Source organism: Alkalibacillus silvisoli, from assembly GCF_039521975.1.
Classification (GTDB): Bacteria; Bacillota; Bacilli; order Bacillales; family Alkalibacillaceae; genus Alkalibacillus; species Alkalibacillus silvisoli.
In genome coordinates this window covers 1-25,020 of sequence record NZ_BAAACZ010000011.1, presented here as the reverse complement: position 1 = coordinate 25,020, position 25,020 = coordinate 1, and the positions used below count along the sequence as shown (strand labels likewise).

At 35.4% G+C, this 25,020-nt stretch carries 28 protein-coding genes; 6 read left to right on the top strand and 22 right to left on the bottom strand.

All coding sequences use genetic code 11. The features are described from left to right. Positions 1 to 145: 145 nt before the first annotated feature. The 3 genes from bshC to ABDZ63_RS07520 form a co-directional block, all read right to left on the bottom strand. Positions 146 to 1,777: a bacillithiol biosynthesis cysteine-adding enzyme BshC gene (bshC, locus tag ABDZ63_RS07530; RefSeq protein ID WP_343782819.1), complete on the bottom strand. Its 1,632-nt coding sequence runs from the start codon at positions 1,775 to 1,777 to the stop codon at positions 146 to 148. Positions 1,778 to 1,869: 92 nt separating this feature from the next. Continuing rightward, positions 1,870 to 2,241, bottom strand: a complete 372-nt coding sequence (locus tag ABDZ63_RS07525; protein WP_343782818.1) for a DUF3397 domain-containing protein — start codon at positions 2,239 to 2,241, stop codon at positions 1,870 to 1,872. Further along, a complete protein-coding gene (locus tag ABDZ63_RS07520; RefSeq protein WP_343782816.1) occupies positions 2,229 to 3,116 on the bottom strand; it encodes a 2-dehydropantoate 2-reductase in 888 nt (295 codons plus the stop codon). The genes ABDZ63_RS07525 and ABDZ63_RS07520 overlap by 13 nt, the downstream gene beginning before the upstream one ends. 172 nt (positions 3,117 to 3,288) lie before the next feature. Between ABDZ63_RS07520 and ABDZ63_RS07515 the strand changes: the two genes are divergently transcribed. Further along, positions 3,289 to 3,765: an N-acetyltransferase gene (locus ABDZ63_RS07515; RefSeq protein ID WP_343782815.1), complete on the top strand. Its 477-nt coding sequence runs from the start codon at positions 3,289 to 3,291 to the stop codon at positions 3,763 to 3,765. A 49-nt stretch (positions 3,766 to 3,814) separates the two neighbouring features. Here ABDZ63_RS07515 and ABDZ63_RS07510 read toward each other — a convergent pair whose 3' ends face one another. From ABDZ63_RS07510 to ABDZ63_RS07495, 4 genes are all read right to left on the bottom strand, one after another. Then, positions 3,815 to 4,228: an RsfA family transcriptional regulator gene (locus tag ABDZ63_RS07510; RefSeq protein ID WP_425541966.1), complete on the bottom strand. Its 414-nt coding sequence runs from the start codon at positions 4,226 to 4,228 to the stop codon at positions 3,815 to 3,817. 120 nt (positions 4,229 to 4,348) lie between these two features. Next, entirely contained in the window at positions 4,349 to 5,119 is a 771-nt protein-coding gene (locus tag ABDZ63_RS07505; protein WP_343782813.1) for an enoyl-CoA hydratase/isomerase family protein, read from the bottom strand. A gap of 412 nt (positions 5,120 to 5,531) precedes the next feature. Further along, the gene (gene rpmF, locus ABDZ63_RS07500) at positions 5,532 to 5,705 is read right to left on the bottom strand and encodes a 50S ribosomal protein L32 (protein WP_343782812.1); all 174 of its coding nucleotides are present in this window, start codon (positions 5,703 to 5,705) and stop codon (positions 5,532 to 5,534) included. Positions 5,706 to 5,758: 53 nt separating this feature from the next. Beyond that, positions 5,759 to 6,298, bottom strand: a complete 540-nt coding sequence (locus ABDZ63_RS07495) for a YceD family protein (protein ID WP_343782811.1) — start codon at positions 6,296 to 6,298, stop codon at positions 5,759 to 5,761. A 193-nt stretch (positions 6,299 to 6,491) separates the two neighbouring features. Here ABDZ63_RS07495 and ABDZ63_RS07490 point away from each other — a divergent pair, with 193 nt between their 5' ends. Beyond that, positions 6,492 to 7,712: a nucleotidyltransferase gene (locus ABDZ63_RS07490; protein WP_343782809.1), complete on the top strand. Its 1,221-nt coding sequence runs from the start codon at positions 6,492 to 6,494 to the stop codon at positions 7,710 to 7,712. 57 nt (positions 7,713 to 7,769) lie between these two features. On the opposite strand, the gene ABDZ63_RS07485 is transcribed toward ABDZ63_RS07490, so the two are convergent. Together ABDZ63_RS07485 and ABDZ63_RS07480 are read right to left on the bottom strand one after the other, a co-directional pair. Next, entirely contained in the window at positions 7,770 to 8,786 is a 1,017-nt protein-coding gene (locus tag ABDZ63_RS07485; protein ID WP_343782808.1) for a SepM family pheromone-processing serine protease, read from the bottom strand. 3 nt (positions 8,787 to 8,789) lie between these two features. Continuing rightward, complete coding sequence (locus tag ABDZ63_RS07480) at positions 8,790 to 9,569, bottom strand: patatin-like phospholipase family protein (protein ID WP_343782807.1); 780 nt, start codon at positions 9,567 to 9,569, stop codon at positions 8,790 to 8,792. Positions 9,570 to 9,708: 139 nt separating this feature from the next. On the opposite strand from ABDZ63_RS07480, the gene ylbJ reads away from it, so the two are divergent. Next, entirely contained in the window at positions 9,709 to 10,929 is a 1,221-nt protein-coding gene (gene ylbJ, locus ABDZ63_RS07475; RefSeq protein WP_343782805.1) for a sporulation integral membrane protein YlbJ, read from the top strand. A 129-nt stretch (positions 10,930 to 11,058) separates the two neighbouring features. Here the strand turns inward: ylbJ and coaD are convergent, their stop codons facing one another. The 3 genes from coaD to ABDZ63_RS07460 all read right to left on the bottom strand — a co-directional run bounded on the left by coaD (position 11,059) and on the right by ABDZ63_RS07460 (position 13,779). After that, positions 11,059 to 11,550 carry a pantetheine-phosphate adenylyltransferase gene (gene coaD, locus ABDZ63_RS07470; RefSeq protein ID WP_343782804.1) on the bottom strand — a complete coding sequence of 164 codons (492 nt, stop codon included), beginning with the start codon at positions 11,548 to 11,550 and terminating at the stop codon, positions 11,059 to 11,061. Between the two features lie 13 nt (positions 11,551 to 11,563). After that, positions 11,564 to 12,121, bottom strand: a complete 558-nt coding sequence (rsmD, locus tag ABDZ63_RS07465) for a 16S rRNA (guanine(966)-N(2))-methyltransferase RsmD (RefSeq protein WP_343782802.1) — start codon at positions 12,119 to 12,121, stop codon at positions 11,564 to 11,566. A 284-nt stretch (positions 12,122 to 12,405) separates the two neighbouring features. After that, complete coding sequence (locus ABDZ63_RS07460; RefSeq protein ID WP_343782800.1) at positions 12,406 to 13,779, bottom strand: hypothetical protein; 1,374 nt, start codon at positions 13,777 to 13,779, stop codon at positions 12,406 to 12,408. Between the two features lie 154 nt (positions 13,780 to 13,933). Here ABDZ63_RS07460 and ABDZ63_RS07455 point away from each other — a divergent pair, with 154 nt between their 5' ends. Then, positions 13,934 to 14,320 (top strand): DUF7147 family protein, encoded by a 387-nt coding sequence (locus tag ABDZ63_RS07455; protein ID WP_343782799.1) that lies wholly within the window; start codon positions 13,934 to 13,936, stop codon positions 14,318 to 14,320. Positions 14,321 to 14,343: 23 nt separating this feature from the next. On the opposite strand, the gene ABDZ63_RS07450 is transcribed toward ABDZ63_RS07455, so the two are convergent. The 3 genes from ABDZ63_RS07450 to ylbD are packed head-to-tail and all read right to left on the bottom strand — an operon-like array spanning position 14,344 to position 15,536. Next, a complete protein-coding gene (locus ABDZ63_RS07450; protein WP_343782797.1) occupies positions 14,344 to 14,631 on the bottom strand; it encodes a YlbG family protein in 288 nt (95 codons plus the stop codon). 22 nt (positions 14,632 to 14,653) lie between these two features. Then, a complete protein-coding gene (locus tag ABDZ63_RS07445; RefSeq protein WP_343782796.1) occupies positions 14,654 to 15,100 on the bottom strand; it encodes a YlbF/YmcA family competence regulator in 447 nt (148 codons plus the stop codon). A 58-nt stretch (positions 15,101 to 15,158) separates the two neighbouring features. Then, a complete protein-coding gene (gene ylbD, locus ABDZ63_RS07440; RefSeq protein WP_343782795.1) occupies positions 15,159 to 15,536 on the bottom strand; it encodes a spore coat protein YlbD in 378 nt (125 codons plus the stop codon). A gap of 217 nt (positions 15,537 to 15,753) precedes the next feature. Between ylbD and ABDZ63_RS07435 the strand changes: the two genes are divergently transcribed. Next, positions 15,754 to 16,125 carry a YugN family protein gene (locus tag ABDZ63_RS07435; protein ID WP_343782794.1) on the top strand — a complete coding sequence of 124 codons (372 nt, stop codon included), beginning with the start codon at positions 15,754 to 15,756 and terminating at the stop codon, positions 16,123 to 16,125. Positions 16,126 to 16,330: 205 nt separating this feature from the next. Continuing rightward, positions 16,331 to 17,389, top strand: coding sequence for a sporulation integral membrane protein YtvI (ytvI, locus tag ABDZ63_RS07430; RefSeq protein WP_343782793.1), 1,059 nt, complete (start codon positions 16,331 to 16,333; stop codon positions 17,387 to 17,389). A 92-nt stretch (positions 17,390 to 17,481) separates the two neighbouring features. On the opposite strand, the gene ABDZ63_RS07425 is transcribed toward ytvI, so the two are convergent. From ABDZ63_RS07425 to ABDZ63_RS07395, 7 genes are all read right to left on the bottom strand, one after another. Beyond that, positions 17,482 to 17,937, bottom strand: a complete 456-nt coding sequence (locus ABDZ63_RS07425) for a DUF420 domain-containing protein (protein ID WP_343782792.1) — start codon at positions 17,935 to 17,937, stop codon at positions 17,482 to 17,484. A 7-nt stretch (positions 17,938 to 17,944) separates the two neighbouring features. Further along, positions 17,945 to 18,862, bottom strand: coding sequence for a cytochrome c oxidase assembly factor CtaG (gene ctaG, locus ABDZ63_RS07420; RefSeq protein ID WP_343782790.1), 918 nt, complete (start codon positions 18,860 to 18,862; stop codon positions 17,945 to 17,947). Positions 18,863 to 19,026: 164 nt separating this feature from the next. Beyond that, positions 19,027 to 19,965 (bottom strand): nickel transporter permease, encoded by a 939-nt coding sequence (nikC, locus tag ABDZ63_RS07415; RefSeq protein ID WP_343782789.1) that lies wholly within the window; start codon positions 19,963 to 19,965, stop codon positions 19,027 to 19,029. A gap of 12 nt (positions 19,966 to 19,977) precedes the next feature. After that, positions 19,978 to 20,979 carry an ABC transporter permease gene (locus tag ABDZ63_RS07410; RefSeq protein ID WP_343782788.1) on the bottom strand — a complete coding sequence of 334 codons (1,002 nt, stop codon included), beginning with the start codon at positions 20,977 to 20,979 and terminating at the stop codon, positions 19,978 to 19,980. 108 nt (positions 20,980 to 21,087) lie between these two features. After that, positions 21,088 to 22,767, bottom strand: a complete 1,680-nt coding sequence (locus ABDZ63_RS07405) for an ABC transporter substrate-binding protein (RefSeq protein ID WP_343782787.1) — start codon at positions 22,765 to 22,767, stop codon at positions 21,088 to 21,090. A 55-nt stretch (positions 22,768 to 22,822) separates the two neighbouring features. Beyond that, positions 22,823 to 23,791: an ABC transporter ATP-binding protein gene (locus tag ABDZ63_RS07400; RefSeq protein WP_343782786.1), complete on the bottom strand. Its 969-nt coding sequence runs from the start codon at positions 23,789 to 23,791 to the stop codon at positions 22,823 to 22,825. Next, positions 23,766 to 24,785: an ABC transporter ATP-binding protein gene (locus tag ABDZ63_RS07395; protein WP_343782784.1), complete on the bottom strand. Its 1,020-nt coding sequence runs from the start codon at positions 24,783 to 24,785 to the stop codon at positions 23,766 to 23,768. The genes ABDZ63_RS07400 and ABDZ63_RS07395 overlap by 26 nt, the downstream gene beginning before the upstream one ends. Positions 24,786 to 25,020: the final 235 nt, after the last annotated feature.

The following is a 25,020-nucleotide window of genomic DNA, read 5'->3' as shown; positions in this document are numbered from 1 at the left end:
ACCACATCACCCCACTTTCTACCACACCATTTCCCAAAAAAACAAAAAAATACACGTTCAGTTCATACTAAACGTGTAGAAAACCTTGATTTATCAATATACTTACAATGTGGTAGATTAGTGGGGGATGGTGGTGAGAAGGTGGTTATAAAATGACTATTTGATGATCTTGTTCAAAGCGCGGTGGTATTTTAGTTAAAGATTCTGGTAGGTCAAGACCATATTCATTCAGCCAATAAACAACATTCCAAACACGTTCTTGTAAACCACCTAATGGATAATAAAAGGAATCTAAATCGTCAAAGCGTAAAACGACATCCTGATGTTGTCCTTTAATCGCATGATAGAGCTTTTTTTCAACGTAATTAATTTCATCCTCGATCTGTTTTAAGTTAGTTTCGGTTAACGCAGCCATATCATTACTAACTGATTGGGCAATTTCTTGTAAAGGTTGATGAGCGACTTCCATTTGCTTCTTCACCTGTTGAACCGTTTCCTCTAAAGGATATTTACTTTGACGTTTTAACCAGCTCATTTTATCTTGATAAGTACCATTATTTATTAAATCCGTTTCATCCACATGATATTGATTCATAATTGACTGATGGTTACGTTTCATCAATGTTAGTGAAAGTCTTGGTGTCACTATTGGTAACTGCAAATTCACCGCTTCAAAAGCACCTTTCAAACTAGACCAATATCCAATTTCTCCAGGGCCTCCAACGAAGGATAATACCGGGAAAACAAATTCTTGCATTAACGGTCTTGTCACAACGTTATTACTGAATTGTTCAGGTGAATGGTAAATTAACTCTTTTAATTCAGCTTCTAAAAAGGAAACTTCCCCACCTTTAGAACGATACCGCCCGTTAGTATCCACCTCTAATAATAAGCGTTCACCATCATGATGATAAAATAAATGCGCATCAGTCGACTTAGCGTCTAAGTTAATATGGTAACCGGATGCAGTTAGTGCTTTTAAACGTTCTGCCGTTTTCGTTGCAATGTCTTCACGATTTTCAACCATTCGTATAAAGTAATCACGTTCTAACATTCTTAAATTGCGCTCATCTGCATCAACTAAGACTAAACCATCTTTTTCAAACAGTTGGTTTAGAAAACAGGCGAAAAAGTCAACATAAGTTTTACTATTGTTTAATGACTGTCGAACAGTTTCGTATAATTCTTTAGTATGCTCTGTTTCTTGAAACGTCTCAAATACTTGATCAATAAATCGCTCCGCTTCAACAACTGGGATCTCTCGCTTTGAAATAGGGCTTTTATAATCAAACGGCGTCTCATCATCAATTCTTACTTTATTTAACTCTTGGTCTTGATAAGTAAAAACATGATCGATCTCCAAAAAGTCATGGTCTTCACCAGCCATCCAGAAAACAGGAATAACTGGGCTTTTTAAATACTCACTCATTTCATTCGCTTGAATGATAATCGATACAATTTTATGGATAGTATACAAAGGGCCAGTTAGTAATCCTGTTTGCTGTCCGCCAATTACGACGGTTGATTTTTCATCTAGAAGTGCTTCAATATTCTGTTGAACTTTCGATGTCATAACCCAACGTTCATTCTGTTCCTTTAGCACTTTCACTAAAGCTTCACGCTTGTAGGTTTGGCCCATTAAGTATTCATACCTACTTCTAAAACTTCTTAATTGAAATGGATCATATTGAAAATGTTTATAAATTGATTCTTTTCGATCTCTATAGTCTTTTATAAGATTAGCTTGTTGTGTTAATTCAATTGGTTTAGCTTCCATGTGTAATACCTTCCTTTAACGGCTATTCGCTTTTTTTATAAAACCCGCACTGTCTAACAGAGCTGTGTCATTAGTAACTCCGATGAAAATTATTATAGATATAACAAGATGGCGATAGGTACTAATAAAAAGTAAGCTACTGATAACATAACAAAACTTGCTCGCCAAACAAAACGAATAGCTTGAGTGATATAAATTTCTTCACCTTTACGCCACTGTAACGTAATCATCAAAGCAAGAAATAGCATATAAAAAATAATTGTTTCCCAAAGTAAAGATATATTAAAAATATAATCAATTAAGCCTATAACAGAAATTAAAAACAATACACAAGAGACATCTGCAGCAATTTTAGTCGATCTAGTCGCTTGCTTCGTCACTTTCTTTAAAATAAAAAACAAAACTAAAAAAACAATAAAAGGAGCAGTAGACATAAAAGCTATAATAGATGTTAAAATGTCCACTTCCTCACCTCACTTACTTCCTCTTTTGCTTTAATTAGCTCATAGATCACATGATGATTTGGTAATGGTAAATGGCTCTGTTCAATTAAATAACCATTCATATATTGAATCTCCGTAGGGCGCTTTGATTGAAAATCAGATAGCATGGATGAAGTGTTATGCTGTGTTTTAGCACAGACCCTTTTAACTAACTCCCACATTTTCACCTCATCTAGTTGAAGAGCTTGTGATGCTTCGACCGTCAAGCTATAGGCTAAATTAGCTAAATGATTATATTGTAAAATAGCCCCATTTTCCACTTCAAATAGAGCAGTTAATGGATTAATGACACTATTAACAACTAACTTCTCATTTAAAACAGTGAACAAATCCTTATCAATATGAACTGGAAATTGATCATGACTCAGATCTTTTAGATGTTCAACTTGTTCACATTCTTTTAATGAGGTTACTTTAATTTGGCCTAAACCGTTTAATTGTATCTCTTGATCGGAAACCTTTTTAACACCGTGCTCACAAACCCCTACAAATACTTGATTATGCTGTAATTCGTTTAACTTTTGTATATGTCCCATTCCATTTTGTAAAAATAACAAAGACTTATGTATTTGTTCACTTTCACCAAGCTTTGATAGTACAAAGTCCAGTTGTGTCTGTTTTGTACAAACAATTAATACCTCATGTGCAACTAAATCATTAAAGTGACGCACATTTGGCCTGACACTTGAACAATTATCGACAGTTATTCCAAATTGTTTTAATTGATCTAATTGTTGATCGCGCCTAACATAACACGTAACATTATGTCCATAATAAGATAACTGATATGCAACAAACATCCCGACTGCACCCATACCAACTACGCCAACATTCATATTATGACACCTGCTTCATTTTTGATTGGAGGATTAGTTCTTCACAAACTACATTTTATCAGAAAAATAGCTTATTACGGGATGAAATTTTATTACTGTTAGACTTAATCGTTTTCATGTTCAATCTTTTGTACTATAATTAACTACAGAAAACGTAAGGGGGAAAATTTTTATGCCTACTAAAGTAGAACGTTTATTAATAAATTTCAAGACATTAGAAGAGTTTAAAAAGTTTAAAGCCTACGGAATTCAAGAATTATCAATGCTAGAAGACTTAGAGCACAACATGATTGAAAACAATAGCGAATCTCCTTTTTACGGAATTTATTTCGGTGATGAGCTCGTTGCACGAATGAGTTTATACCGTGTTGGCTCAAAATACGACTATTATTTCGAACCGCAACAAGACTACTTACAATTATGGAAGTTAGAAGTATTAGATAATTATCGGCATAAAGGATTCGGTAAACAATTAGTGGATTTTGCTAAAGGGTTCAATCTGCCAATCAAAACAAATGCGCGCATTAACTCACATGACTTCTGGGAAAAGCAAGGCTTTCAACCAGCTACTTATGAAATGGAGCGCGACTTTGGAGAAAATCCTTATATTTGGATGCCAAAAGGTGTTCAAGAGAAATCAGAAGAATAATAAAAAGGACTTCCTAACTCACATAGGTTAGGAAGTCCTTTTGATCTTATTAAGACTTAGGTTTCTCTACTACTTCGCGTGTTAGTTCATAAATCCTTTCTACACACTTTTCATAAGTTTTCAGTCGCGCTTTTAACTCTTCTACCTCTGTTAAAGAATGACTTTCTTTTAAACTTTGAGAAGGTACATACTCCACCTTCAATTTTTCTAGTTGCTCAATTAATTCATCAAACGTCTTTACACTATGGCCTTTTTGTTGATCATTCGAACTATTAGGTACAGTAAATTGATCATTAAACTTTTTACGGTCTTTTTTCGCTAGTTCAATGGCTTTTTTATATTGCTTACGCAAATTAGCATTCCATCTAAATCCACATGCTTGTGGAGTTCTAGACAGTTTTTTACCGACATCTTCAAAAGCTTTCATCTGTGTTTTTCCTTCTCTTATGTATCGAATGACCATTTCGGCTAATAATAAATCTTCATCTCTAGTCCATGCATCTTGTCGCGTTGACACGTCGCCTCCTCCTTCGCTCATGGTCTTTACTTCCAACATATGCAACGATTAGAGGAGATAGACACATTATTTTTTGTTTCTCTTAAAAAAGTTAGAGACTGCTTCTTTATGTTCATCACTAACCCACATGTGACTACATGCTTCCACTTCAGCATCCATCTTTGTTTTTAATTTTTGTAAATCTTGATTTTGAAGCCATTGCGATTTCCAATGTTTTAACTGAGTCAAACTTCGAGATATAAATGGTTTAATGAGGTCGTGTTCAAGTTCTAGTTGATGAGTGCTAAAAGTAGCTTGTGCAAAACCAATAGATTTAAGCACTTGGGCACTTCGTATATCAGCACTTACTAGCCAATAATAAGCTTCTTGTGAATGAATTCGTTCATACAATAACGTTCCACCGCCCCAACCAGTTGAGATCCCTAGCTTTCCTTGAGTAAAGCCATAATTACCACTTTCATGAACGTAACGAAAATCGCAGGCTGAAGCTAATTCCATTCCGCCACCACGTGCTAAGCCATTCATCCATGCAATTGTAGGCATTGGTAGTGTTGTTATTTGCCAAAGTACTTCTTGCATCTGACTTAATAGCTCATGTGCTTTTTCTTGATCAATCTCTCCATGAAAATCATTCAAATCACCACCGGCGCAAAAGGCTGACCCCTCACCAGTGATTATGACTAATTTTGTTTCATCATCTTGGTGTAGTTTTTCAATTATGACTTTTAACTGGTTAATTAATTCAATTGATATCGCATTACGTTTTTCAGGCCGATTTAACGTCAGGATTGTCGTTTGCTCTATTTTACTATTTTCAACTTTAACAAGATTGTTCATTTTTAACCTCATCCTCTACCTATATTCTGTTATAAGAAAAGTTTGTTTTTAACCTTTTGCCAACGATAATCGTGAACCTTAACCGATTGGGGTATGACAAACAGGGCATGATGTCATCTCACGTGGGCGTTCGACATAAATATGAAAATGATAGTTCTTCCCTTGTATCGATCACATGAAAGTATTCCAATCCTGGTAATGTCATGTTATGGCATATAGTGTTTGTTTTGGTGGTTTGCTCGTGTCCGTTGGTATAACCACAAAAAAGCACGTTAACGCCTTATTAGTTATCCTTGTTTTATATACTCCAACATATATATTAAAACCATTAAAAAACCTAAAGTAAGTTATACCCTTGTTAATGTATAAAAAAAGATGCCTCTTTTATTGAGACACCTTTTGCATTGTTGAATTACTTTTCAACTACTTCTTTACCGTTGTAATGTCCACATTCCTTACAAACGTGGTGAGGTTTAGCGTACTCTCCGCAATTTTGACATTCTACCATACCTGGTAAATGTAATTTCTTATGAGTACGACGTTGGCGCTTTACTTTTTTAGATGTTTTTCTCTTTGGTACTGCCATCTGTTACACCTCCCTTTTTCTCATCAGATCCAACTGTATCAAGGATCAACAATTCAATTTTTATCATCTTCAAAGTATTGTTTCAATGATGAGAGACGAGGATCTACTTTCTGTTGCTTTTCTTCTTCCAGCTGTTCTTGCTGCATCGCTTCTTGTTCATGGTATTCGTCTTCACCAAGAACTGTAAATCCTTCTTGCTCACCAACAACATCCTCGATTTTAGTTTCTTCACTAAAAACGCGAATTGGAACTTCCAATAGAATATTTTCCTTGATATAAGGCGTTAAGTCAAGCACTTCTCGGTCAATAAAATGGATTTCATGTTCTTCAGAGGCTTTATAGCTTTGTGTTGTAAATTGCTCATAAGCCTCAACATTAAATGGAAATGACACATCTACTAAAGTTCTTGCACAAGGTAAAACCATTGTCCCATTAACATTAAAACGAAATGTATAAATGCCCTGTTCTAACAACGCTTCACCCGTTACATCAACTTCATGTAATTGTCTAATATCATTGTCCATCGTTTCTAACTCAGATACATCAACCGTTTCCGAGAATGAATAAGGTTCACTAGCCTTAACTTTTTGCAAAGGTATTTTCATTATAATCACCTCAAGGCAACAAGAGTTATTTTAAAAGGAATTGTCCCTTTTGTCAATATTTTTTCTTAACACCAAAACTTAATCAGTCCTGTACACTACCTAGTTTTGCCCAATTATTAAAAGTTGTACTTGTTTTTTCCCTAATTTATTTCTAACATAGAATTAAATAATGTACAAAGGCGTGATTGATGTGAGATCTTGTGGACTGATCGTTGAATACAATCCTTTCCATAATGGCCATTATTATCATCAAGAAGCTTCACGACAAAAAACTAACGCCAATGTCACTGTAGCTGTGATGAGCGGTTCTTTTCTACAAAGGGGTGAACCGGCAATCATTGATAAATTTGCTAGAGCGAAGGCTGCTTTGAATCATGATGTTGATGTCGTATTAGAATTACCCTTTATTTATGCAGCGCAATACGCAGACCTCTTCGCCCATGGAGCAATAGCAATCCTTAATGCTTTAGAAGTTGACTACATATGCTTCGGTAGCGAGTCTGGTGACATTCAAGCTTTTAATGACCATTATACGCATTTTAAAGAAAATGAAGAACAATTTCAATCTATATTACAATCAAACTTACAAAAAGGGTTGTCATTCCCTCAATCCAGTACAAACGCTTATGAAGCAATAGGGTTGAGGTCTAAAGGGTTAGATTTAGGACAACCTAACAATATCTTAGGCTTTAGTTATGTAAAAGCGATTCGATCCCTACATAGCCACATCCAACCTGAAACGATCCAAAGAACCAAAAGTGGCTATCACGATTCTACAATTGAACACAATATAGCAAGTGCTACTAGCATCCGCAAAGAACTTAATGAATTTGGTGAATTGACAGATCAAGCGATACAAGCACTCCCTAAAGAAACAGTTCAACAGCTACTAGCTTATCAAAAAACAAGTGAGGTATGGCATGATTGGGAACTGTACTTTCCTTACTTACAATTACTTGTTCAAACTAAGTCCAAGGATGAACTAAGAGCGATACACGGAATGGTTGAAGGTTTAGAATACAAATTAAAACAAACGGTTAACAAAGTAACAAGTTTCCAAGAATGGATGAATGCACTTAAAACAAAACGTTATACATGGACAAGACTACAAAGAATGTTCGTGCATGTATTAACTAATACAACTAAAGACGAGGTAAACACCTTTAGTAACTTATCAACACCACCATACATTAGATTATTGGGTATGAATGAGCGAGGCCGCTTATTTTTAAACAAAAAGAAAAATCAAATTGACGTGCCGATTATTTCTAATATCCAACAAAGCCCTAATCAACTTTTAAAAATTGAAGAGCGTGCGATGGATGCTTATTATGCACCATTGTCTGCTGAAAAAAAGATTGAGCTACGTAAACAAGAATTAACAGGTCCGATTATTTTATAAAATAAATAGCCCCAGTTATGGATAATTTTAACTGGGGCATCACAAAATCCATTTCAATTAATCAAGCTCATTCAAATAATCTATTGCGTCTTGAAACGTATCGACCGGTATGACGTCTACATCAGTATCGATTTCTTCTGCTTTCGCTAAAGCTTCTTCATAATTCGAACCTTCACGACCATTTTCATTAGCTGCAAAGAATAGATCTGCACCTTCTCTATCTGCTGATACGACTTTCTTATCGACTCCACCAATTCGGTAGATATTACCATCATAATCTATTTCACCACTACCTACAATCGACCTTCCCTTAGTAATATCATCCATCGTCAAACGGTTATAGACCTCCAAAGCAAACATTAAACCAGCACTAGGGCCACCAATTTGACCACTATCATATCTAACTTCAGGCGTTACCTCAACTTCACGGTCTGTTACAAGAGAAACTCCCATTCCTGGTCGGTCCGGGTCATCTGGAAATGGACCGAGCTCAAAAGTCGTGGTCATTTCTTCATGATCACGAATAAACGTAATATCAATTGAATCTCCTACTTCCATTGCTTCTGTTACATTAATAATTTCTTCTGAAGATGCCACTAGATCACCATTAACCGCAATAATTTCATCACCTATTTCTAAGTGACCATCTGCTGGCATATCTTCAACGACCATTGCAATGTAGGCTCCCTTATAATTAATCGTCATATCGCCTCCAGCAGCTTCAAAAGCTACAACGGTTGCCGCTTCTTGTGAACTCTCCATAAATTGTAGTTGCGCCTCCATGTACTCTTCTTGACTTATGCCATGGGGTCTAACTTGTTCTAAATCCACAATATCGTAATGCGGTCTTATTTGCGCCCATAAATAGTATAAAGGTGTTGCCTGACCACCTCTTACCGTTACTAAATGCAGTTCCCCTTCACCTTCAAACCCATCTTCCATTTCAACTACTGATGTTAAGGATGTTGTTTCACCAGGCTGATATATATAATAATCTAATTGATAATAGGATAAAAACAATGCAAGGCCAATCGTTACAATAAAGAAAATAATTTGTTTTTTATTCGAAAACATATGCTACTCCTTCCAATCTTCCATCGTTTGTTTAATGATATCAACGTGCTTTTTAGCTTCAGATTCACCTTTTTCAATAATCTCTTTAATATTCGAATAGTTTCTTGAACTATATTCATACACTTCTGGCCTTAGAACAAAATCGGCATCCATAATTTGATGGGTCGTAATATCATCTTGCATAATATCAATGCTTTGCATAATGATATCATAAATCGATAGAATATCTGTGTTCTCTTCAAACTTTGAACAATCAACCGCAATAATTAGATCTGCTCCCATTTCACGGACAACTGAAATCGGAACACGATCTATAACCCCACCATCAACTAACAAACGACCATTAACCCGTTCTGGCACAAAGATACCTGGGATTGATATGCTTGCTCGAACTGCTGCAGCTGCATCGCCTTCTTTAAATACGACTCTCTCTCCATTATGTATATCTGTAGCAACTACTGATATGGGTATATTAAATTGTTCCAGGTTTTTATTATATGTAAACATTCGGATATAAGATTTAATCCGCTCCCCTTGAATTAATCCCATCTTTGGAACTGTAATATCCATAAAGAACTTTCGTCTAAACGATAACGCAAGATTATATAAGTCCTCTACTCTTTGACCTGCTCCATAGAATGCTCCAACTAAAGCTCCCATACTACTTCCAGCAATATAATCAATAGGAATATCATGTTCTTCTAAGACTTTAATAATGCCTAAATGGGAAAAACCTCTCGCTCCACCAGAACCTAATGCAAGACCAATTTTAGGTCGTGACAACTAAAACACTCCCTTCTAATCCATGAAGCATTTGCATATTCATATATAAGTATGGAAGTCACTTCCTTGTATCTATTTATAATTATTTTACTACTCTTGATTGTATTCGTACAGTTTGTTGTTATTAGGGGGACAAGTTGTGTTATCAATAATCACTTCTATTATATATGCAACTGTTGCTAGTTTTCTTGCTTTAGCTATTATTATCTTTCCTGATCAATCATTTGAAGCTTCAATTAGAGGTTTAAACTTATGGTTAGAAATTGTTTTCCCTTCCCTTCTACCATTTTTTATTGTTGCTGAATTATTATTAGCATTTGGAGTTGTTAAGTTCATTGGGGTATTATTAGATCCGTTAATGCGACCACTCTTTAATGTACCAGGAGCTGGTGGAGTCGTCATGGGGATGGGATTAGTTAGTGGTTATCCTTCGGGTGCTAAAATATCAGCCCGATTAAGACAAGAGAATGTAATTACAAAAACAGAAGCAGAACGCCTCGTTGCATTTACAAACGCATCTAATCCACTGTTCATATTTGGTGCTATAGCAATTGGTTTTTTTCACGATCCTAAAATAGGATTACTGATTGCAGTCTGTCACTACTCAGCATGTATTTTAGTTGGGTTATGTATGCGATTTTATAAGCATTCAGAAAAGAAAGAAGAAACTACAACAAAACAAGAACGTGGATTTCGCGGCTCTACAGTCGGACGAGCATTATCTGCCTTACACAACCACCGTAAATCTAATTCTGAACCTTTAGGCAAAATATTAGGTGATGCTGTCATGTCATCGATTCAAACACTTGTTATGATTGGTGGATTTATCATTTTATTTTCCGTTTTAAATAAATTGTTATTTTTAACTGGTGTTTCTTCCTTTTTTGCAACGTCTATTGAAAAGATCTTAAAAGCCTTATCTCAACCTACAGAATTAGCATTACCCTTACTCAGTGGTGTATTTGAGATTACATTAGGTGCACAAATGATTGCTCAAGTAGACCATGCTACATTATTAGCTCAAGTGATCTTAGTTAGTGGAATCTTAGCGTTTAATGGATTATCCATTCATTCTCAAGTAGCAAGCATATTAGCTCGTACTGACATACGATTTGCACCATACTTCATCGGTCGACTACTTCACATATTTTTTGCTGTCATATTAGTAAGCATTTTATTCAAACCATTGTATGTTGAAAGAACCATTCTTTCACCATCTGATATTCCAGTTAGTACAAAAACTGAACCTGAAAACTTCTCAACCATTACTTTAGAGTGGTTACACCAGTTTGGACCATTGATTACAATGGGTACTATACTAATCGCGTGTGTGATTTTATTAAAACAAAAATCTCATTAAAGAAGGAATTTATGACAGGGCATCCTATATAAAAAACTTCGGCTAAGTAACGGGAGTTCTTATCCGATACTTAGCCGAAACGAGTCAAACCTTATAGTCCTAGGTCGTGTATTAATACCAATAAAACTGTTACTTGTTTTTTTGTAAATATTTTTGTTTAAGTGCTTCTTCTACAGCTTGTGGAACTAAATCAGAAACATCAGAATGGTAACGTGCCGCTTCTTTAACCATACTTGAACTTAAGAACGAATACTTATTATTAGTCATCATAAATAACGTTTCAATTTCGTCATTTAAATGACGATTCATAGAAGTAATTTGCATTTCGTATTCAAAGTCACTTACAGCTCGTAAGCCTCTTAAAATAGCAGCAGCATTTTTCTTTTTGGCATAGTCAACTAACAATCCATGACTAACATCAACAGATACATTGGGTAAATCTTTTGTTGCCTCATTAATTAACTCTAAACGCTCATCTACATTAAAGAGTGGTGATTTTGACTGATTATTGAAAACAGCGACAATGACGTGATCAAAGACCTCAGCCCCTCGCCTTACAATATCTAGATGTCCATTTGTAATCGGATCAAAACTTCCTGGACAAATTGCAACTTTATTCATAATTGAATACCCCCTATTTATTGAAACGATAAATCGTTACAGCAATCGTACTACTATACGTTTCTTCTTTAATGATTTCGAACGATTTTATTTCATGCGGTAAAGTGTCTTTGGGGTCATGTTCACAAATTATTAAAGCATTGTCTTTTAGTACTTCTGCATTAATTAATTGGTTAACAATCTTATCAAATGATATTTTTCGGTATGGAGGATCTAGGAAAACATAATCAAACTGTTTTCCATGTTTACCTGCTGCTTTAACAGCCCTTAAAGCATCATTTCGGTATATTTCACTTTGATGTTCAATGTTTAAGCTTTGAACGTTGGCTTTGATCGTTTGAATTGCTGGATATTGAAAGTCAACAAAAACAACTGAATCCACACCTCGGCTAATTGCTTCAATTCCTAAATTCCCACTTCCAGCAAACAAATCTAAAGCTTGCCCTCCATCAAAATACGGGCCGATTTGATGAAATAAAGACTCTTTTACTTTATCAGTTGTCGGTCTTGTCTTCATGTTAGGGACCGCTTTCAATGGTCTTCCTTTTAAACGACCTGAAATTACTCTCATCCAATCACCAACTCACTTATCTTCTAATCCATACTATTTCCAGATTGGTCAATTATAAAGAAAAAGTTAACTTAAAAACGGATAAAAAATAATATTAAAATGTATAAAATATATTCACTTGGCAACAATGACTATTAGGAACGGCATTGAGGAAATCCGTTCTATTCGGAGAAGTCTTATCATTCCCCATAAGACCTTCTTCCGGTTTCTCCTCTCCCTTTTTGTACTCTTTGCAAGAGCAAAGAGACTTTGGCTCTTTTTCAGTTCGTTGAAAAAGGGCCATTTTATTCAATCACAATCCTGTCATCTCTAATACTGATTTCTAACTCAAATAAATTTCCGAGCAAATGGCTTTTAAAGTATACATCTTCTCTATACGAAAACCAAGATTCTTCATTAACAGAGTAACGTTGATCATTAATAGAATATACATGACGGTTTAAATAAAAACGGTAATGGTCTCCTTGATGATCTATAAACCATTCATCTCTACCTTCAATTTTAAAACCGCTTAACTCAAATGCGTCCATAAAATCAGTTAGAGAAAAATATATCTCATCATGTTTTAATTTATGAGAAATATCCTCTTCACTCTCACCGACTAATACACTTCTTGAATCATTACCATGTAAAGGAATGAACTGGCCTTCTTTATTGTCTGAAAAGAAGCTTGTATCATATCCAACTAAACCAGAAAGAGTTTCGTCTAAAAATTGAATAAAAGCGATGTCATCTATTCCTTTTGTTGTTATTTTCTCATAAAACAACTCTTTCTGCTCTTCAGTTAAATCATTTTCAAGCTCTTGAACTAACTTATTATCAGCTTCAGAATTTAAAAAATAACTTGTGAGTGTCTCTAAAACCCAACTTTCAGGCTCTTCTGACACCAATGTTTTAAAATAGTTTTGAAACAGATCATGAGCTGCATTTTCTAAATCATCATTAATAACTAAATGATTAGTCACTAATTCATCTAATTGATCCGTTTTGACTAAAATTTGCCTCTTTAAATCACTGACAAGCTCTAATGAATGTTCTAGTTCTTGTTCATTTAATTCATAATCAGATAGTACTCTAATTTGACCAAATTCGGAAGTATAATCAAAGCTCTCTTTAAATTTGACTAAAGCTGCAACCTCTTCGTTATTAAAATGCCACTCATAATAATCAATTGCCTCACGCTCTGTTGCTATTATAGGTTCGATTGATGTTAACCATTTACCATTTTTTTGCCCCGATAAAGCTAATTGAATGTTCCTTTTTAAGGAAGTATCTGGTTTATTTAACTCAACAATCCATTCCTCTAAATAGACAACACCATCAATTAGCTCATCAACTAAGAGTTCATATGTAATGTTTAGATCATTGGTATCATGGATTGTTAATTGCTCACCTTCTATCTCACATGACCCTCTATTAGATTCACAGGTAAACTGATCAAATGAATCAGGAATAATGATGTCATAAACCCCTGGCTTAACATCCATCATCTCATGCTTTACTTGTAAGCTTTGATCACCCTCTGTTATAACGACAGTTTCTTCAATTGACGCTTCATTAGAATCTACAGTAGTATTCTGATATAACCACCAATGATAAAGTCCAAACAAGGTACTCGTTGCAAAAAGGAATACTAAGATGCTAGTCAGAGCCCTCATGTACTAGTTCTCCTTTAAAGGTTGGTTTATTATAAACTTCTCAATTATTTCGTTATTATTTTATCAAATCCGACAACAAGTTACTATGTTTAATTAACAAATTTTCGTTTACATGCTAAAGTATGAATGGATGCGAGAAAAAGGAGGCCCGCTTATGCAGCGATTTATTAAATTAGGTGAAGGATATGGCGATGTATATGAATTATTGACATTAATTGAATCAATGCCAAACCGCGTTCGCCATTTGTTAGCTTTTCATACATGTAAAGATGGACAAGATGTTACTTCAATTGCAGCCATATTTAACCCAACTTCAACGGGTCACTTCCTACCAATCTATATATGCTTAGAAGGAATTCCAGCACCGAAGGAAGGTAGGAGTAATGTAAGATATGATGCATTTAAAGAACTTAGTGAACGAATAGGAACTGAGCTTATTGAAATCCATGTCCAACCTTCAACTACTTATCACGAAGAAGTACTATTCTTCCAACAGTTAACCGCTGTCTTACGGTTAAATCACTTACTACCACCAATATAATAAAAGTGGATGATGTCTTTACATCATCCACTTTTATAATAACTTTCCATTTCTGCATCTAAATCGTGAGACTTACTAGCTCCGCCTTGGTACGCTGTATCGATAAACGGTTTATAAGAAACGTCTACGCCTTTCACAAAGTGTAAACGCTGTATTTCTTTAACAAGTTCAGAAACTTCATCTTGGTTAACGTAGATAACAGCATACTTTTGACGTTTTGATGCGTATAAAACATGGCCATAACGACGTAGTTTTTTCAATTGTTTAATGTGTTTAAACCACACAATAATCCCTTGCCGCTTCGTAAACATCGATTACTCCTCCATTCAAGAACTAAGACGCTTGGCAACCACACTGACCACCACTACCGCAACCACATCCGTCGCCTGTATCTTTTAATGCTATGCCATCTCTAGGTGCTTTAATATTAGGACTAATGGATTTAGCTACAATTTCTGATACGTCATCCAAAAGTTTTTGTAGCTGTGTTTCAGTTTGTTTAAAGTCAGCAACCGTATCATGAAGGTCTACTTCACGTTTATGCTGTCGAATCTCCTTCATAATCTTACTGTAATCAGGGTGATAACGCCCAAAGCGTTGGACATCTTCATAATCATCTTTCATTTTTTGAAAGTCCGTTATTAACTTATTGGCTTCTGGGTCATCATATAACCTACCCTTATATTGTGTATATACCTCATAGTCCTCAGACTGTTTGATCATTTCACCAAGCTTTTCTGCTTGTTCTAATACTTCAATCACTTCTATATTAGCTAGCATTAATACACCTCCATACTTGTATCATATCAAATTACTACGTCTATTTCCAATGATTGTTTTAAAATGGAAAACGATTACCACCACGCGGCGGTCTTCTTTTCTGTTGTTGAAATTGATTGCTTAAATGTTGAATCTGATCAAGTGCTTTTGATAGCTGACTAATGTTTTTTTCGACTTGATCAACATCTAAATCCGCAAGTTTTTTAACAATCCCCTGTACTTGATCTGAATTAATCGGAAGAGAAGATCCAGCTTTTTCATCCAGACTTTTTTCAAACTGACCCCAAAAATCTGATTGTTGTCCCTCTTCACTCCAAATATCATATAACTGTTGCCAAGTATATTGTTTGTTTTTAACTTGCTCGACTAATTCTGGACGATTTTGTACAAATTGCTTAAAGTCTTCCACTTCTTTTGGTAAACGAATATGACTCATTGATAGTTCCCTCCCTTTATAAATGCTCTATCATAAAATACGCTCACACCTATTAATGAGTTCATTGACATTTAAAATTATTAGGAAATCCCGGCTTTAAAAGTAATATTTGAATAAATTGTTACACATCTTATATATTTGCGGAGAAATAATTGATAAATTACCGATTTCATAATATGATGAATTTGATAAGAAGAATTTAGAAGAGGTGAACAAGATGGAAATAACAAAGTTCTCAATTGACGGAACACAAGTAAAACAACAACCTTTAACACACGCTTTAGAGCAAAATGGTTTTGTTTTAGCTGAAAAGTGGGACTATGAACGTGTCACATATGATTTAAAAATTAATTCCCCAGAACAAAACATTACTTATTACTTAAGGTTACGTGGTATTGCAGTTGAAGGAAGTGTTGACAGAGGTTCAGCATTAATTAAATTGTTAACTCCATTATTAGGTAAACACTACTATCCACATGGTGTTGAGTATGGTGAGGAAGACATCCCTAACAATGTTCTTGACCGCGTTGATCGTGTGTTAGCAAAAGTAGAAGAAGATTTAAAACAGTATCAAGAAGACCATGCATAATAATTAATCAATTAAGGTGACCTCAGTGTTTTTTACTGGGGTCACCTTTTAGATCACCTACATGTTAATGGGCTTAATCTAATACAATAGTAGCAATGTAGTTAATTTTAAATCGTTACTTAAAGCTTTAGATCCTGAACTATTCAAAGCTACATGGTCCGTGCTATAGTTATAGTATGTAATATGAAAGGGGAATTAAATTGCATTGCTAAAAAATATAACTAAAAAACAATGGACAATCATATTTACTATTATAATTCTGATCGTTGTCGGGTATTTTATCCTACCAATATCAGTTCCATTAATACTTGCATTTTTCACAGCATTGTTTTTAAACCCTGCTATTCGTTGGTTTATGCGACGATTTAGGATGAACCGGACAATTGCTGTAACAATTGTTTTTCTTATATTTCTTTCAATCATCGCAACAATTGGTACATATACGACAACTAAAGCGATCGGTCAAGTGGTTAAAATCACCGAAAATGCACCTGATTATATAAAAAATGTAGAGACTGTTTTAGTTGAACTACAAGATGATATAAATGCATTTACTGAAGATTGGCCACCCCATTTTGTGCGTGAAGTTGAAGAGACAGCAACAGAGAATCTAGAATCTTTAGAAGCTCAAATAATGGATTACATCCAAATTGATAATATAGCTCAATTTATTTTAAAAATACCCGAGTTTCTAATTAGCTTCATCGTCTATATGATCGCTCTCTTTTTGTTTATGCTCGATTTACCTAACTTACGTAATAAGATGTACAACATGATGACCGATCAAACACAAGAGAAATTCAAATTCATGAATGCAAGACTTGCTTATGTGTTATTAGGCTTTTTAAAGGCACAGTTTTTGGTCAGTCTGATCATCTTTACTGTTACCTTAGTATCATTACTGTTCATTACACCGGAAGTTGCCTTAATAATGTCAATCATCATATGGGCTGTTGACTTAATACCCATTATCGGTTCAATTATTGTTCTAGCGCCTTGGTCAATTTACATGTTTTTAGTTGGAGACATGTTAATGGGAGTTCAACTAGGTGTATTAGCGATTGTTTTATTGACAATACGTCGTACAATCGAACCCAAAGTAATGGGACACCACATTGGGCTAAAGCCTCTTCCTACGCTGATTGCCATGTATATTGGTTTACAATTAATTGGAATCTTAGGTTTCTTTTTAGGACCTATTGTCGTTATTATTTTCAACTCTGCTAAAGAAGCTGGGATCATTAAATGGCGGATAAAATTTTAATAACGAAAATGTAACAAAACAAAAACCTCAGTTAGGGACATTAAAGTATGTCCACTAACTGAGGTTTTATTTCAAAAGGGAATCATTGAACATTATCCACCAAATATTGCTCTAAACACACTCGTGCTATGACCACCTTCATAGATTACATAAAGAAGTAAGTAAACGACTACTCCTGTAATTGCAGTGAAAAACCATATAATACTCGTATAAGGTCCAATCTTTCTATGCTTATCAATATTACGTTTAAACGCTAAATATAGCGAAATCAATCCGAATAATCCACCAGTTGTAGCTAAAGTAATATGGAAAACCATAAAAATTGTATAATACAACTGCATTTCTTCTGGTCCACCAAAGCTTGTATTTCCGATGAAAATCGTTCTAGATACATATAGAATAAAAAACGTTAAAGCTGAAATCGCTGCAGCTATCATCGTCCTCTTATGTGCAGCATACTTCCCCTTTGCTACGAAATACCAACCAATTGCGACTAGTATAGCGCTAATAATAATAAATAAAGTACTTATTGTTGGTAAAAATGGCATTTAATTGTCATCCTCTCTCTACGTTAGCCGTTGCAGTTTGCATCTCTTGTGGTAATGGGTCCACTCCACGGTCTTCACTCTTAAACCAATTATAGAAAATACGAGCTAAAAAACCACCATAAAGTAACTCTTGAGATACTTTCATAATAATTCCTCCTGCTTGCTGATCATACACTAACGGCATATTTAAAAATACTTGTGGCCCACCAAAGCTCATGCCATCTAATACACTTGTTGGTACACATAGAGCCATAGCCGTCATGAATGCATCTGGTTCAGAATACGTAGCATATAATGGTGTATCAGCAAAAATAATTAACGCACATGCAGGTGTTAATAACATACCCGCGCCGAAGATATATAATATCTTAAACAAGGGTTTCATAATTTGTTGTTCTTTAATGGGTGTAAATAGCGGCCACCACATAAAGAACGCAAACATAAATAAGATTAATGTAACTGGCCAGTGGACTAAATTACTGGTTTTAGTAAAATCAAGTACAAATGGTACGTGATATAATGAGAATAGTACATTGAATAATAAAACAGCTAATAACGGTTTAGTAAATAGTTTCAAAAAGTTTTTGAGTATAGGGGCGTTAAACACTTTTTTCCACCATTCAACAGGGATCCCTTTAATCACTAATATGGGTACAAGTAAGTAAAATACTGCCATTTGTGCCATATGTGCCATAATCACAATATGTGATAATAAATAAACTGGAGAGCCTTTGATAATATAAAAAATAATTAACGCAGAGTACATCGAGATCTTCTGACTTCTACTCGGCTCTTCTGTTAAACCAGCCTTATGTTTTAAAGGACCAGTAAATAAGTAATACAATAAAATTAATAGTGCTGTAATTAAGATGATTTCAGGACTCCACAAAGCACGAAATCCAAAAATTTGTATTTTATCCCACATAATCTTTCACCTCTAAAGTCACAACTTTTCCTACAAACATAAGTATACATGATTATGTACAAATCCTCGACTATTTACAAGAACGTTAAAAAAATTGTTGAATTTGAAATAAAAAAAGCCTAGAATTTGAAATAAACTTCAAACTCTAGACTTATAGGGTTAATTTAATTCTTCATTTTAGGATCTAACGCATCTCTTAGTCCATCACCAATTAAGTTAAAACCTAATACTACCAACATGATGGAAACACCAGGGAATATTAACGTCCAAGGTGCTAATTGAATAAAATCACGTGAATCAGATAGCATCTTCCCCCATTCTGGTGTAGGTGGTTGTGCACCTAACCCTAAAAACCCTAATGCAGCAGCTTCTAGTATGGCTGTACCAAAACCTAGTGTTGCTTGAACAATAATTGGTGCAAGACTATTTGGTAAAATGTGATGAATTAAGATTCTACCATTTTTCATTCCTTGTGCCTTAGCTGCCATAATATATTCTTCTTCTCTTAAGCTAATAACTTTAGAACGGACAAGTCTACCAAAGATCGGAATATTTATGATCGCAATAGCGATTAAAGCATTGGTTAAAGATGGTCCTAAAATAGCAACGATTGCTATAGCTAACAATATACTCGGAAAAGCAAGTAAGATATCAAATATTCTAGAGATTAGCATATCAACCCATCGACCAAAGTAACCTGAAACTACACCTAATATGGTTCCAAAGAATAATGCACCTGATACAGCAACAAGTCCAACCATAAGTGAAATTCTGGCACCATAAGCGATTCTAGTTAATATATCTCTTCCTAAATGATCAGCTCCTAACCAATAATCTGATGACGGTGGCGCTAACCTGTCTGCTAAATTTTGTTCATCAAAACCATAAGGCGATAGCCAAGGTGCAACAATAGCTAGTACAACAAAAAAGCTAATCATAATTATTCCGACAATGGCTAATCTACTTTTTCGGAATTGACGAAATGCATCTTTCCAAGGAGAAATCGCTTCTATCTCTTCAGGTTCAGATATCGGTTCTGGATTGTTATTGTTAGGGTTTACTTTAACTGACTCTAATTGTTGTTTTTCATTTTTAGTATTCATTATTCGAACCCCCTAATATTTAATCCTTGGGTCAATAAATGCGTAGAGTAAATCTACAATTAGATTAATCATTACGAATATGAATGCAATGACTAAAATACCAGATTGTATAACTGGGTAATCTCGATAGTTGATCCCTTCATAAACATATCGACCAATTCCAGGCCAACTAAAGATTGTTTCAGTTAATATTGCCCCACCTAACAACACACCAGTCTGTAAACCAATTACCGTTAATACGGGAATAGTCGCATTTCTTAAAGCATGTTTATAAATAACTAAAAATTGACCAGAACCTTTTGCGCGAATGGTACGAATATAGTCTGACTTCATCACTTCAAGCATACTCGAACGAGTCATTCTCGCAATAATAGCCATTGGGATCGTTCCTAAAGCTATACTCGGTAATACTAAATGTTTTAATATCGTAAATGTTCTTTCAAAATCCATGTGCAATATGGAATCTAAGACAAATAAATGAGTGATCGGTTCGATTGTATCAGTACTCGGTTGTCGTCCTGAAGACGGTAGCCAACCGAGTTCTTGTGCAAAAATCCATTGCTCCATTAAGGCTAACCAGAATACAGGCATAGATACACCGACTAATGCAAAAACCATAGCTAAAAAGTCAAACCAAGAATTTTGCTTCCAAGCACTAATAATACCGGCATTAACACCAACAAAAATAGCAAAAATCATTGCAAAAACGGTTAATTCAAATGTTGCTGCGATCCTTGGTACTATTTCAGATGAAATGTTACTATTTGTCCTTAATGAAGTTCCCAAATCACCTTGAGCTAAATCGGCCAAATACAAACCATATTGAACAAAGAATGGATCATTAATTCCCATTGATTCTTCTAATGCCGCAATTTGCTGTTCAGTTGCTGTTTCACCTAAGATAACTTGCGCCGGGTTACCTGGAATTAAATGCACGATTGAAAATACAATTAATGTCATCCCTAGAAGAACAGGTACTATAATGAGTAAACGACGTATTGTGTAGGCTAACATGTATTCACCTCAGTTCTTTAGTATGTAACTCGGTTGAATAAACTAGAATATGGTCCTAATTAATAGTGAAGGGTAGTAGAGGCTGCTCTACTACCCTCCATTCAATTATTAATCTAATTCAACCTCTGCTAACGATTCACTTGTTGATGGGTGCGGTACATAATTTTGTACAGAGCTTAATGAAGCTAATACAGGCTCAGAGTGTACAAGTGGTACCATCGCTGCTTCATCATAGATAATTTGTTGTGCTTCTTCGTAAAGTTCAGCACGTTCATCTTGGTCAACAGCCGTTTGCGCTTGCTCAATTAAAGAGTCAACTTCTTCATTACTATAATAAGAAGCATTACTAGAGCCAATGTTACTGCTGTGTAATAAGCTTCCTAAGAAGTAGTCAGGGTCACCATTCGTACCAGACCAACCAAGCATGAACAATTCGTGTTCACCTGCATCTGTTAATTCTAGGTATGGCGCCCACTCTTCACGGTGAATATTTGCTTCAACACCGATTTGAGCTAAGTCGTTTTGAACAATTTCTGAAACTGTTTCTGGAGCAGGCATATATGGACGTGCAACAGGCATAGTCCATAATTCAATCTCAAAACCTTCACCATAACCAGCTTCTTCTAACAATTCAGCAGCACGATCTAAATCAAATTCATATGGTTCTATTTCATCGTTATAACCTAAGTAACCAGGTGGTACTGGGTTTGCTGCTGGAATTGCATACCCAGCATATAATGCATCCGCAATTGCTTCGCGGTCAATCGCATGATTAATCGCTTGACGTACTAAGACATCATCAAGTGGCTCTTTCTCATGCTGAAAACCTAGATAACCAAAGTTATTAGCAGCACGAGTATAAAGAGTTGTTTCTTCATCCGTATCTACACCAGCTGCATCATCTGGATTTAGACCATCCATAATGTGAATCTCACCAGAGTTTAATGAAATTAGGCGTGATGAGTTATCTGGAATAACTTCAAAGACCACACCATCTAATTTTGGTAGTCCATCTACACGATAATCTTCAAAGGCTTCTAAAACAATTTGATCGTCACGGCTCCAACTTTCAAATTTAAATGGACCTGTACCGACTGGATTTTCATTAATTTCTGCACCATGGTCTTCAAAAGCTTGAGGAGATGTAATCGCAAAATAACTCATCGCCATATTTTGTAAGAAATAACCTAAAGGTTCGTTTAAAACAAACTCAACTTCGTGGTCATTCACAACGTTGATCTCATCAATTACATGACCATCATCACCATCGAATCCACCAAACATTGTTGAATACATAGAATACACATATCCATCATCTGCAAAGCTGTAAGTGTCATCTGCACCTGACCAACGATCAAAGTTTACCTTTACAGCCTCAGCATTGAAATCTGTACCATCATGGAATGTAACTCCTTCTTCTAGGTAGAACGTATAACTTAATCCATCATCACTTACATCCCAATCATGTGCTAATCCTGGTTTTATTTCAAAAGAATCTTCTTCAAAATCGAGTAAACTTTCATAAATTTGTTTAGTTACACGGGATGATTCACCATCAGTTGTACTAGAGTAGTCTAAACTTTCTGAGTCACCACCACGCGCGTAAACGAGAACTTCATCACCTTCAACATCAGCTTCAGGATCAGAATCATCCTCTTCTTCCTCACTAGACTCTTCATCAGTATCTGGATCAGAATCTGATGTGTCATCGCCATCATCGCCACATGCTGCTAACAACATGACCAATGCGATTAACATGGCAAGTAAAAATGAGTACTTAAGCTTCATAGTCATTTACCCCCTAAAATATTTTATATAGATAACATTACAAACACATCACTCATTAATCATATAAGTGACATGCAACATAATGTTGATCACCATCTTCTTTAAATTCAGGTTTCACTTCACTACATATATCCATTGCTTTTGGACACCTCGTGTGAAATGGACAGCCTGATGGTGGGTTCGAAGGGCTTGGAACATCACCTTCTAAAATAACCCTCTCCCCTATTTCATCAGGGTCTGCAACTGGAACAGCTGATAACAAAGCTTGAGTATATGGGTGTTTTGGATTTTCATAAAGTTCATCTTTATAAGCTAGTTCAACCATCTTCCCTAAATACATAACACCAACTCGGTCACTAATATGTTTAACAACACTTAAGTCATGTGCAATAAAGATATAGGTTAGATTAAATTCATTCCTTAAATCTGACATCAAATTTAAAATTTGAGATTGAACAGAAACATCTAGTGCCGAGACAGGTTCATCACAAATAATTAATTTAGGGTTATTGGCTAAAGCGCGAGCAATACCAATCCTTTGCCTCTGACCACCACTAAATTGGTGGGGATAGCGTGAGGCATGAAATGACCTTAACCCAACTACTTCTAATAACTCCTGAACACGCTTTTTTCGTTCTTCATTTGAATTCATTCCGTGAACTAATAACGGTTCACTCACAATTTTCTCAACAGTATGTCTTGGGTTTAAGGAAGCATATGGGTCTTGAAAAATAATTTGCATATCTTTACGCAATTGTCGCATCTGTTCAGCGCTTAATTGTGTTATATCTTGATTTTCAAACTTCACTTCTCCATCAGTTGGCTCAATTAACCTTAATAAAGCTTTGCCAGTTGTTGACTTTCCGCACCCAGACTCACCAACAATACCTAAGATTTCTCCCTCATTAACTGTAAATGTGACATCATCAACTGCTTTTACCTCTCCAACTTTTCGTCCGAACACACCGCCTCGTACATCAAAGTACTTTTTTAAATTGTTAACTTCTAATATTGGACTCGACATGATCATTTACCCCCTCTTCATCGTTGTTATCGTATAAGAAACATCGATTTTGGCGAGCTTTATCTGTTACATATAAAGAAGGGTTCTCATTATAGCAACGATCAAAAGCATATTCACAACGAGGGGCAAAGCGACACCCTACCTGTTCCATCGATACTTTAGGGACTGTACCCGGTATGGAGTAAAGCTTTTGCTCTTTTTCATGAATTTTTGGTAATGATTTAATCAACCCTTTAGTATAAGGGTGTTTCGGATCTTTTAATATTTCTCTCACTGTACCTTCTTCAACAACTTGACCAGCATACATTACTACAACACGATCACACATCTCCGCTACAACACCTAAGTCATGTGTAATAAGTAAAATCCCAGTATTATGCTCTTTATTTAAGTCACGCATTAAGTCTAATATTTGAGCTTGAATCGTAACGTCTAATGCCGTTGTAGGTTCATCTGCTATTAAAACCTCTGGGTCACATGACATGGCCATAGCAATCATGACTCTCTGTCTCATACCACCTGATAATTGGTGCGGGTATTCATCGACAACCTCAGATGCTCGTGGTATGCCTACAATATTTAACATGTCAATAGCCTTTGTTTTCGCTTCTTTCTTTGACATCTTTCGGTGCATTCGAATCGCTTCGATCAATTGATCTCCAATAGTATAAAGAGGATCTAGCGATGTCATAGGTTCTTGAAAAATCATTGCAATTTCATTACCACGAATTTGCCTCATTCGTTTTTCTGTAGCTTGAGCTAAATTTTCACCCTTAAAATTAATATTTCCGCTAACGATTTCCCCTGGTGGCTTAGGTACGAGCTGCATTATAGAAAGTGATGTAACACTCTTTCCACATCCTGATTCCCCTACAACCCCCACTACTTCTCCTTTATGTAATTGCAAACTAACTCCATCTACTGCCGGTACCTCACCCGAATCAGTAAAGAAGTGTGTATGTAGATCTTCCAATTCTAGTATCACTTCTGACATGTAAACTTCCCCCTTTAGCAAATACAAAGCTGAAAATGTCGAAAATTCTGATTTAGATAATTATTACTAATTTTCTTAATTCTTATGTTTATAAATATACTTAAAGAATTCAAAATAATCAAGTATAAATTGAAAATTCAATCAGTTCTCTAGTGTAGTAATAATTTTTTGGTTCTAAGTCAAATGTTGGGGTGCTCTCTTAAGAGCACTCCTTATTTATGCCATTTGGCCTTGT

Excerpts from the sequence above, each read along its gene's own strand:
- nikC (WP_343782789.1), bottom strand. The coding sequence starts at position 19,965 with ATGAATACTAAAAATGAAAAACAACAATTAGAGTCAGTTAAAGTAAAC.
- ABDZ63_RS07455 (WP_343782799.1), top strand. The coding sequence starts at position 13,934 with ATGCAGCGATTTATTAAATTAGGTGAAGGATATGGCGATGTATATGAA.
- rsmD (WP_343782802.1), bottom strand. The coding sequence starts at position 12,121 with ATGAGAGTAATTTCAGGTCGTTTAAAAGGAAGACCATTGAAAGCGGTC.
- ABDZ63_RS07505 (WP_343782813.1), bottom strand. The coding sequence starts at position 5,119 with ATGAACAATCTTGTTAAAGTTGAAAATAGTAAAATAGAGCAAACGACA.
- ABDZ63_RS07445 (WP_343782796.1), bottom strand. The coding sequence starts at position 15,100 with ATGCTAGCTAATATAGAAGTGATTGAAGTATTAGAACAAGCAGAAAAG.
- bshC (WP_343782819.1), bottom strand. The coding sequence starts at position 1,777 with ATGGAAGCTAAACCAATTGAATTAACACAACAAGCTAATCTTATAAAA.
- ABDZ63_RS07515 (WP_343782815.1), top strand. The coding sequence starts at position 3,289 with ATGCCTACTAAAGTAGAACGTTTATTAATAAATTTCAAGACATTAGAA.
- ABDZ63_RS07435 (WP_343782794.1), top strand. The coding sequence starts at position 15,754 with ATGGAAATAACAAAGTTCTCAATTGACGGAACACAAGTAAAACAACAA.
- ABDZ63_RS07400 (WP_343782786.1), bottom strand. The coding sequence starts at position 23,791 with ATGTCGAGTCCAATATTAGAAGTTAACAATTTAAAAAAGTACTTTGAT.
- ctaG (WP_343782790.1), bottom strand. The coding sequence starts at position 18,862 with ATGTGGGATAAAATACAAATTTTTGGATTTCGTGCTTTGTGGAGTCCT.
- ABDZ63_RS07425 (WP_343782792.1), bottom strand. The coding sequence starts at position 17,937 with ATGCCATTTTTACCAACAATAAGTACTTTATTTATTATTATTAGCGCT.
- coaD (WP_343782804.1), bottom strand. The coding sequence starts at position 11,550 with ATGAATAAAGTTGCAATTTGTCCAGGAAGTTTTGATCCGATTACAAAT.
- ABDZ63_RS07460 (WP_343782800.1), bottom strand. The coding sequence starts at position 13,779 with ATGAGGGCTCTGACTAGCATCTTAGTATTCCTTTTTGCAACGAGTACC.
- ABDZ63_RS07405 (WP_343782787.1), bottom strand. The coding sequence starts at position 22,767 with ATGAAGCTTAAGTACTCATTTTTACTTGCCATGTTAATCGCATTGGTC.
- ABDZ63_RS07520 (WP_343782816.1), bottom strand. The coding sequence starts at position 3,116 with ATGAATGTTGGCGTAGTTGGTATGGGTGCAGTCGGGATGTTTGTTGCA.
- ABDZ63_RS07395 (WP_343782784.1), bottom strand. The coding sequence starts at position 24,785 with ATGTCAGAAGTGATACTAGAATTGGAAGATCTACATACACACTTCTTT.
- ABDZ63_RS07485 (WP_343782808.1), bottom strand. The coding sequence starts at position 8,786 with ATGTTTTCGAATAAAAAACAAATTATTTTCTTTATTGTAACGATTGGC.
- ylbD (WP_343782795.1), bottom strand. The coding sequence starts at position 15,536 with ATGAGTCATATTCGTTTACCAAAAGAAGTGGAAGACTTTAAGCAATTT.
- ABDZ63_RS07410 (WP_343782788.1), bottom strand. The coding sequence starts at position 20,979 with ATGTTAGCCTACACAATACGTCGTTTACTCATTATAGTACCTGTTCTT.
- rpmF (WP_343782812.1), bottom strand. The coding sequence starts at position 5,705 with ATGGCAGTACCAAAGAGAAAAACATCTAAAAAAGTAAAGCGCCAACGT.
- ABDZ63_RS07450 (WP_343782797.1), bottom strand. The coding sequence starts at position 14,631 with ATGTTTACGAAGCGGCAAGGGATTATTGTGTGGTTTAAACACATTAAA.
- ABDZ63_RS07510 (WP_425541966.1), bottom strand. The coding sequence starts at position 4,228 with ATGGTCATTCGATACATAAGAGAAGGAAAAACACAGATGAAAGCTTTT.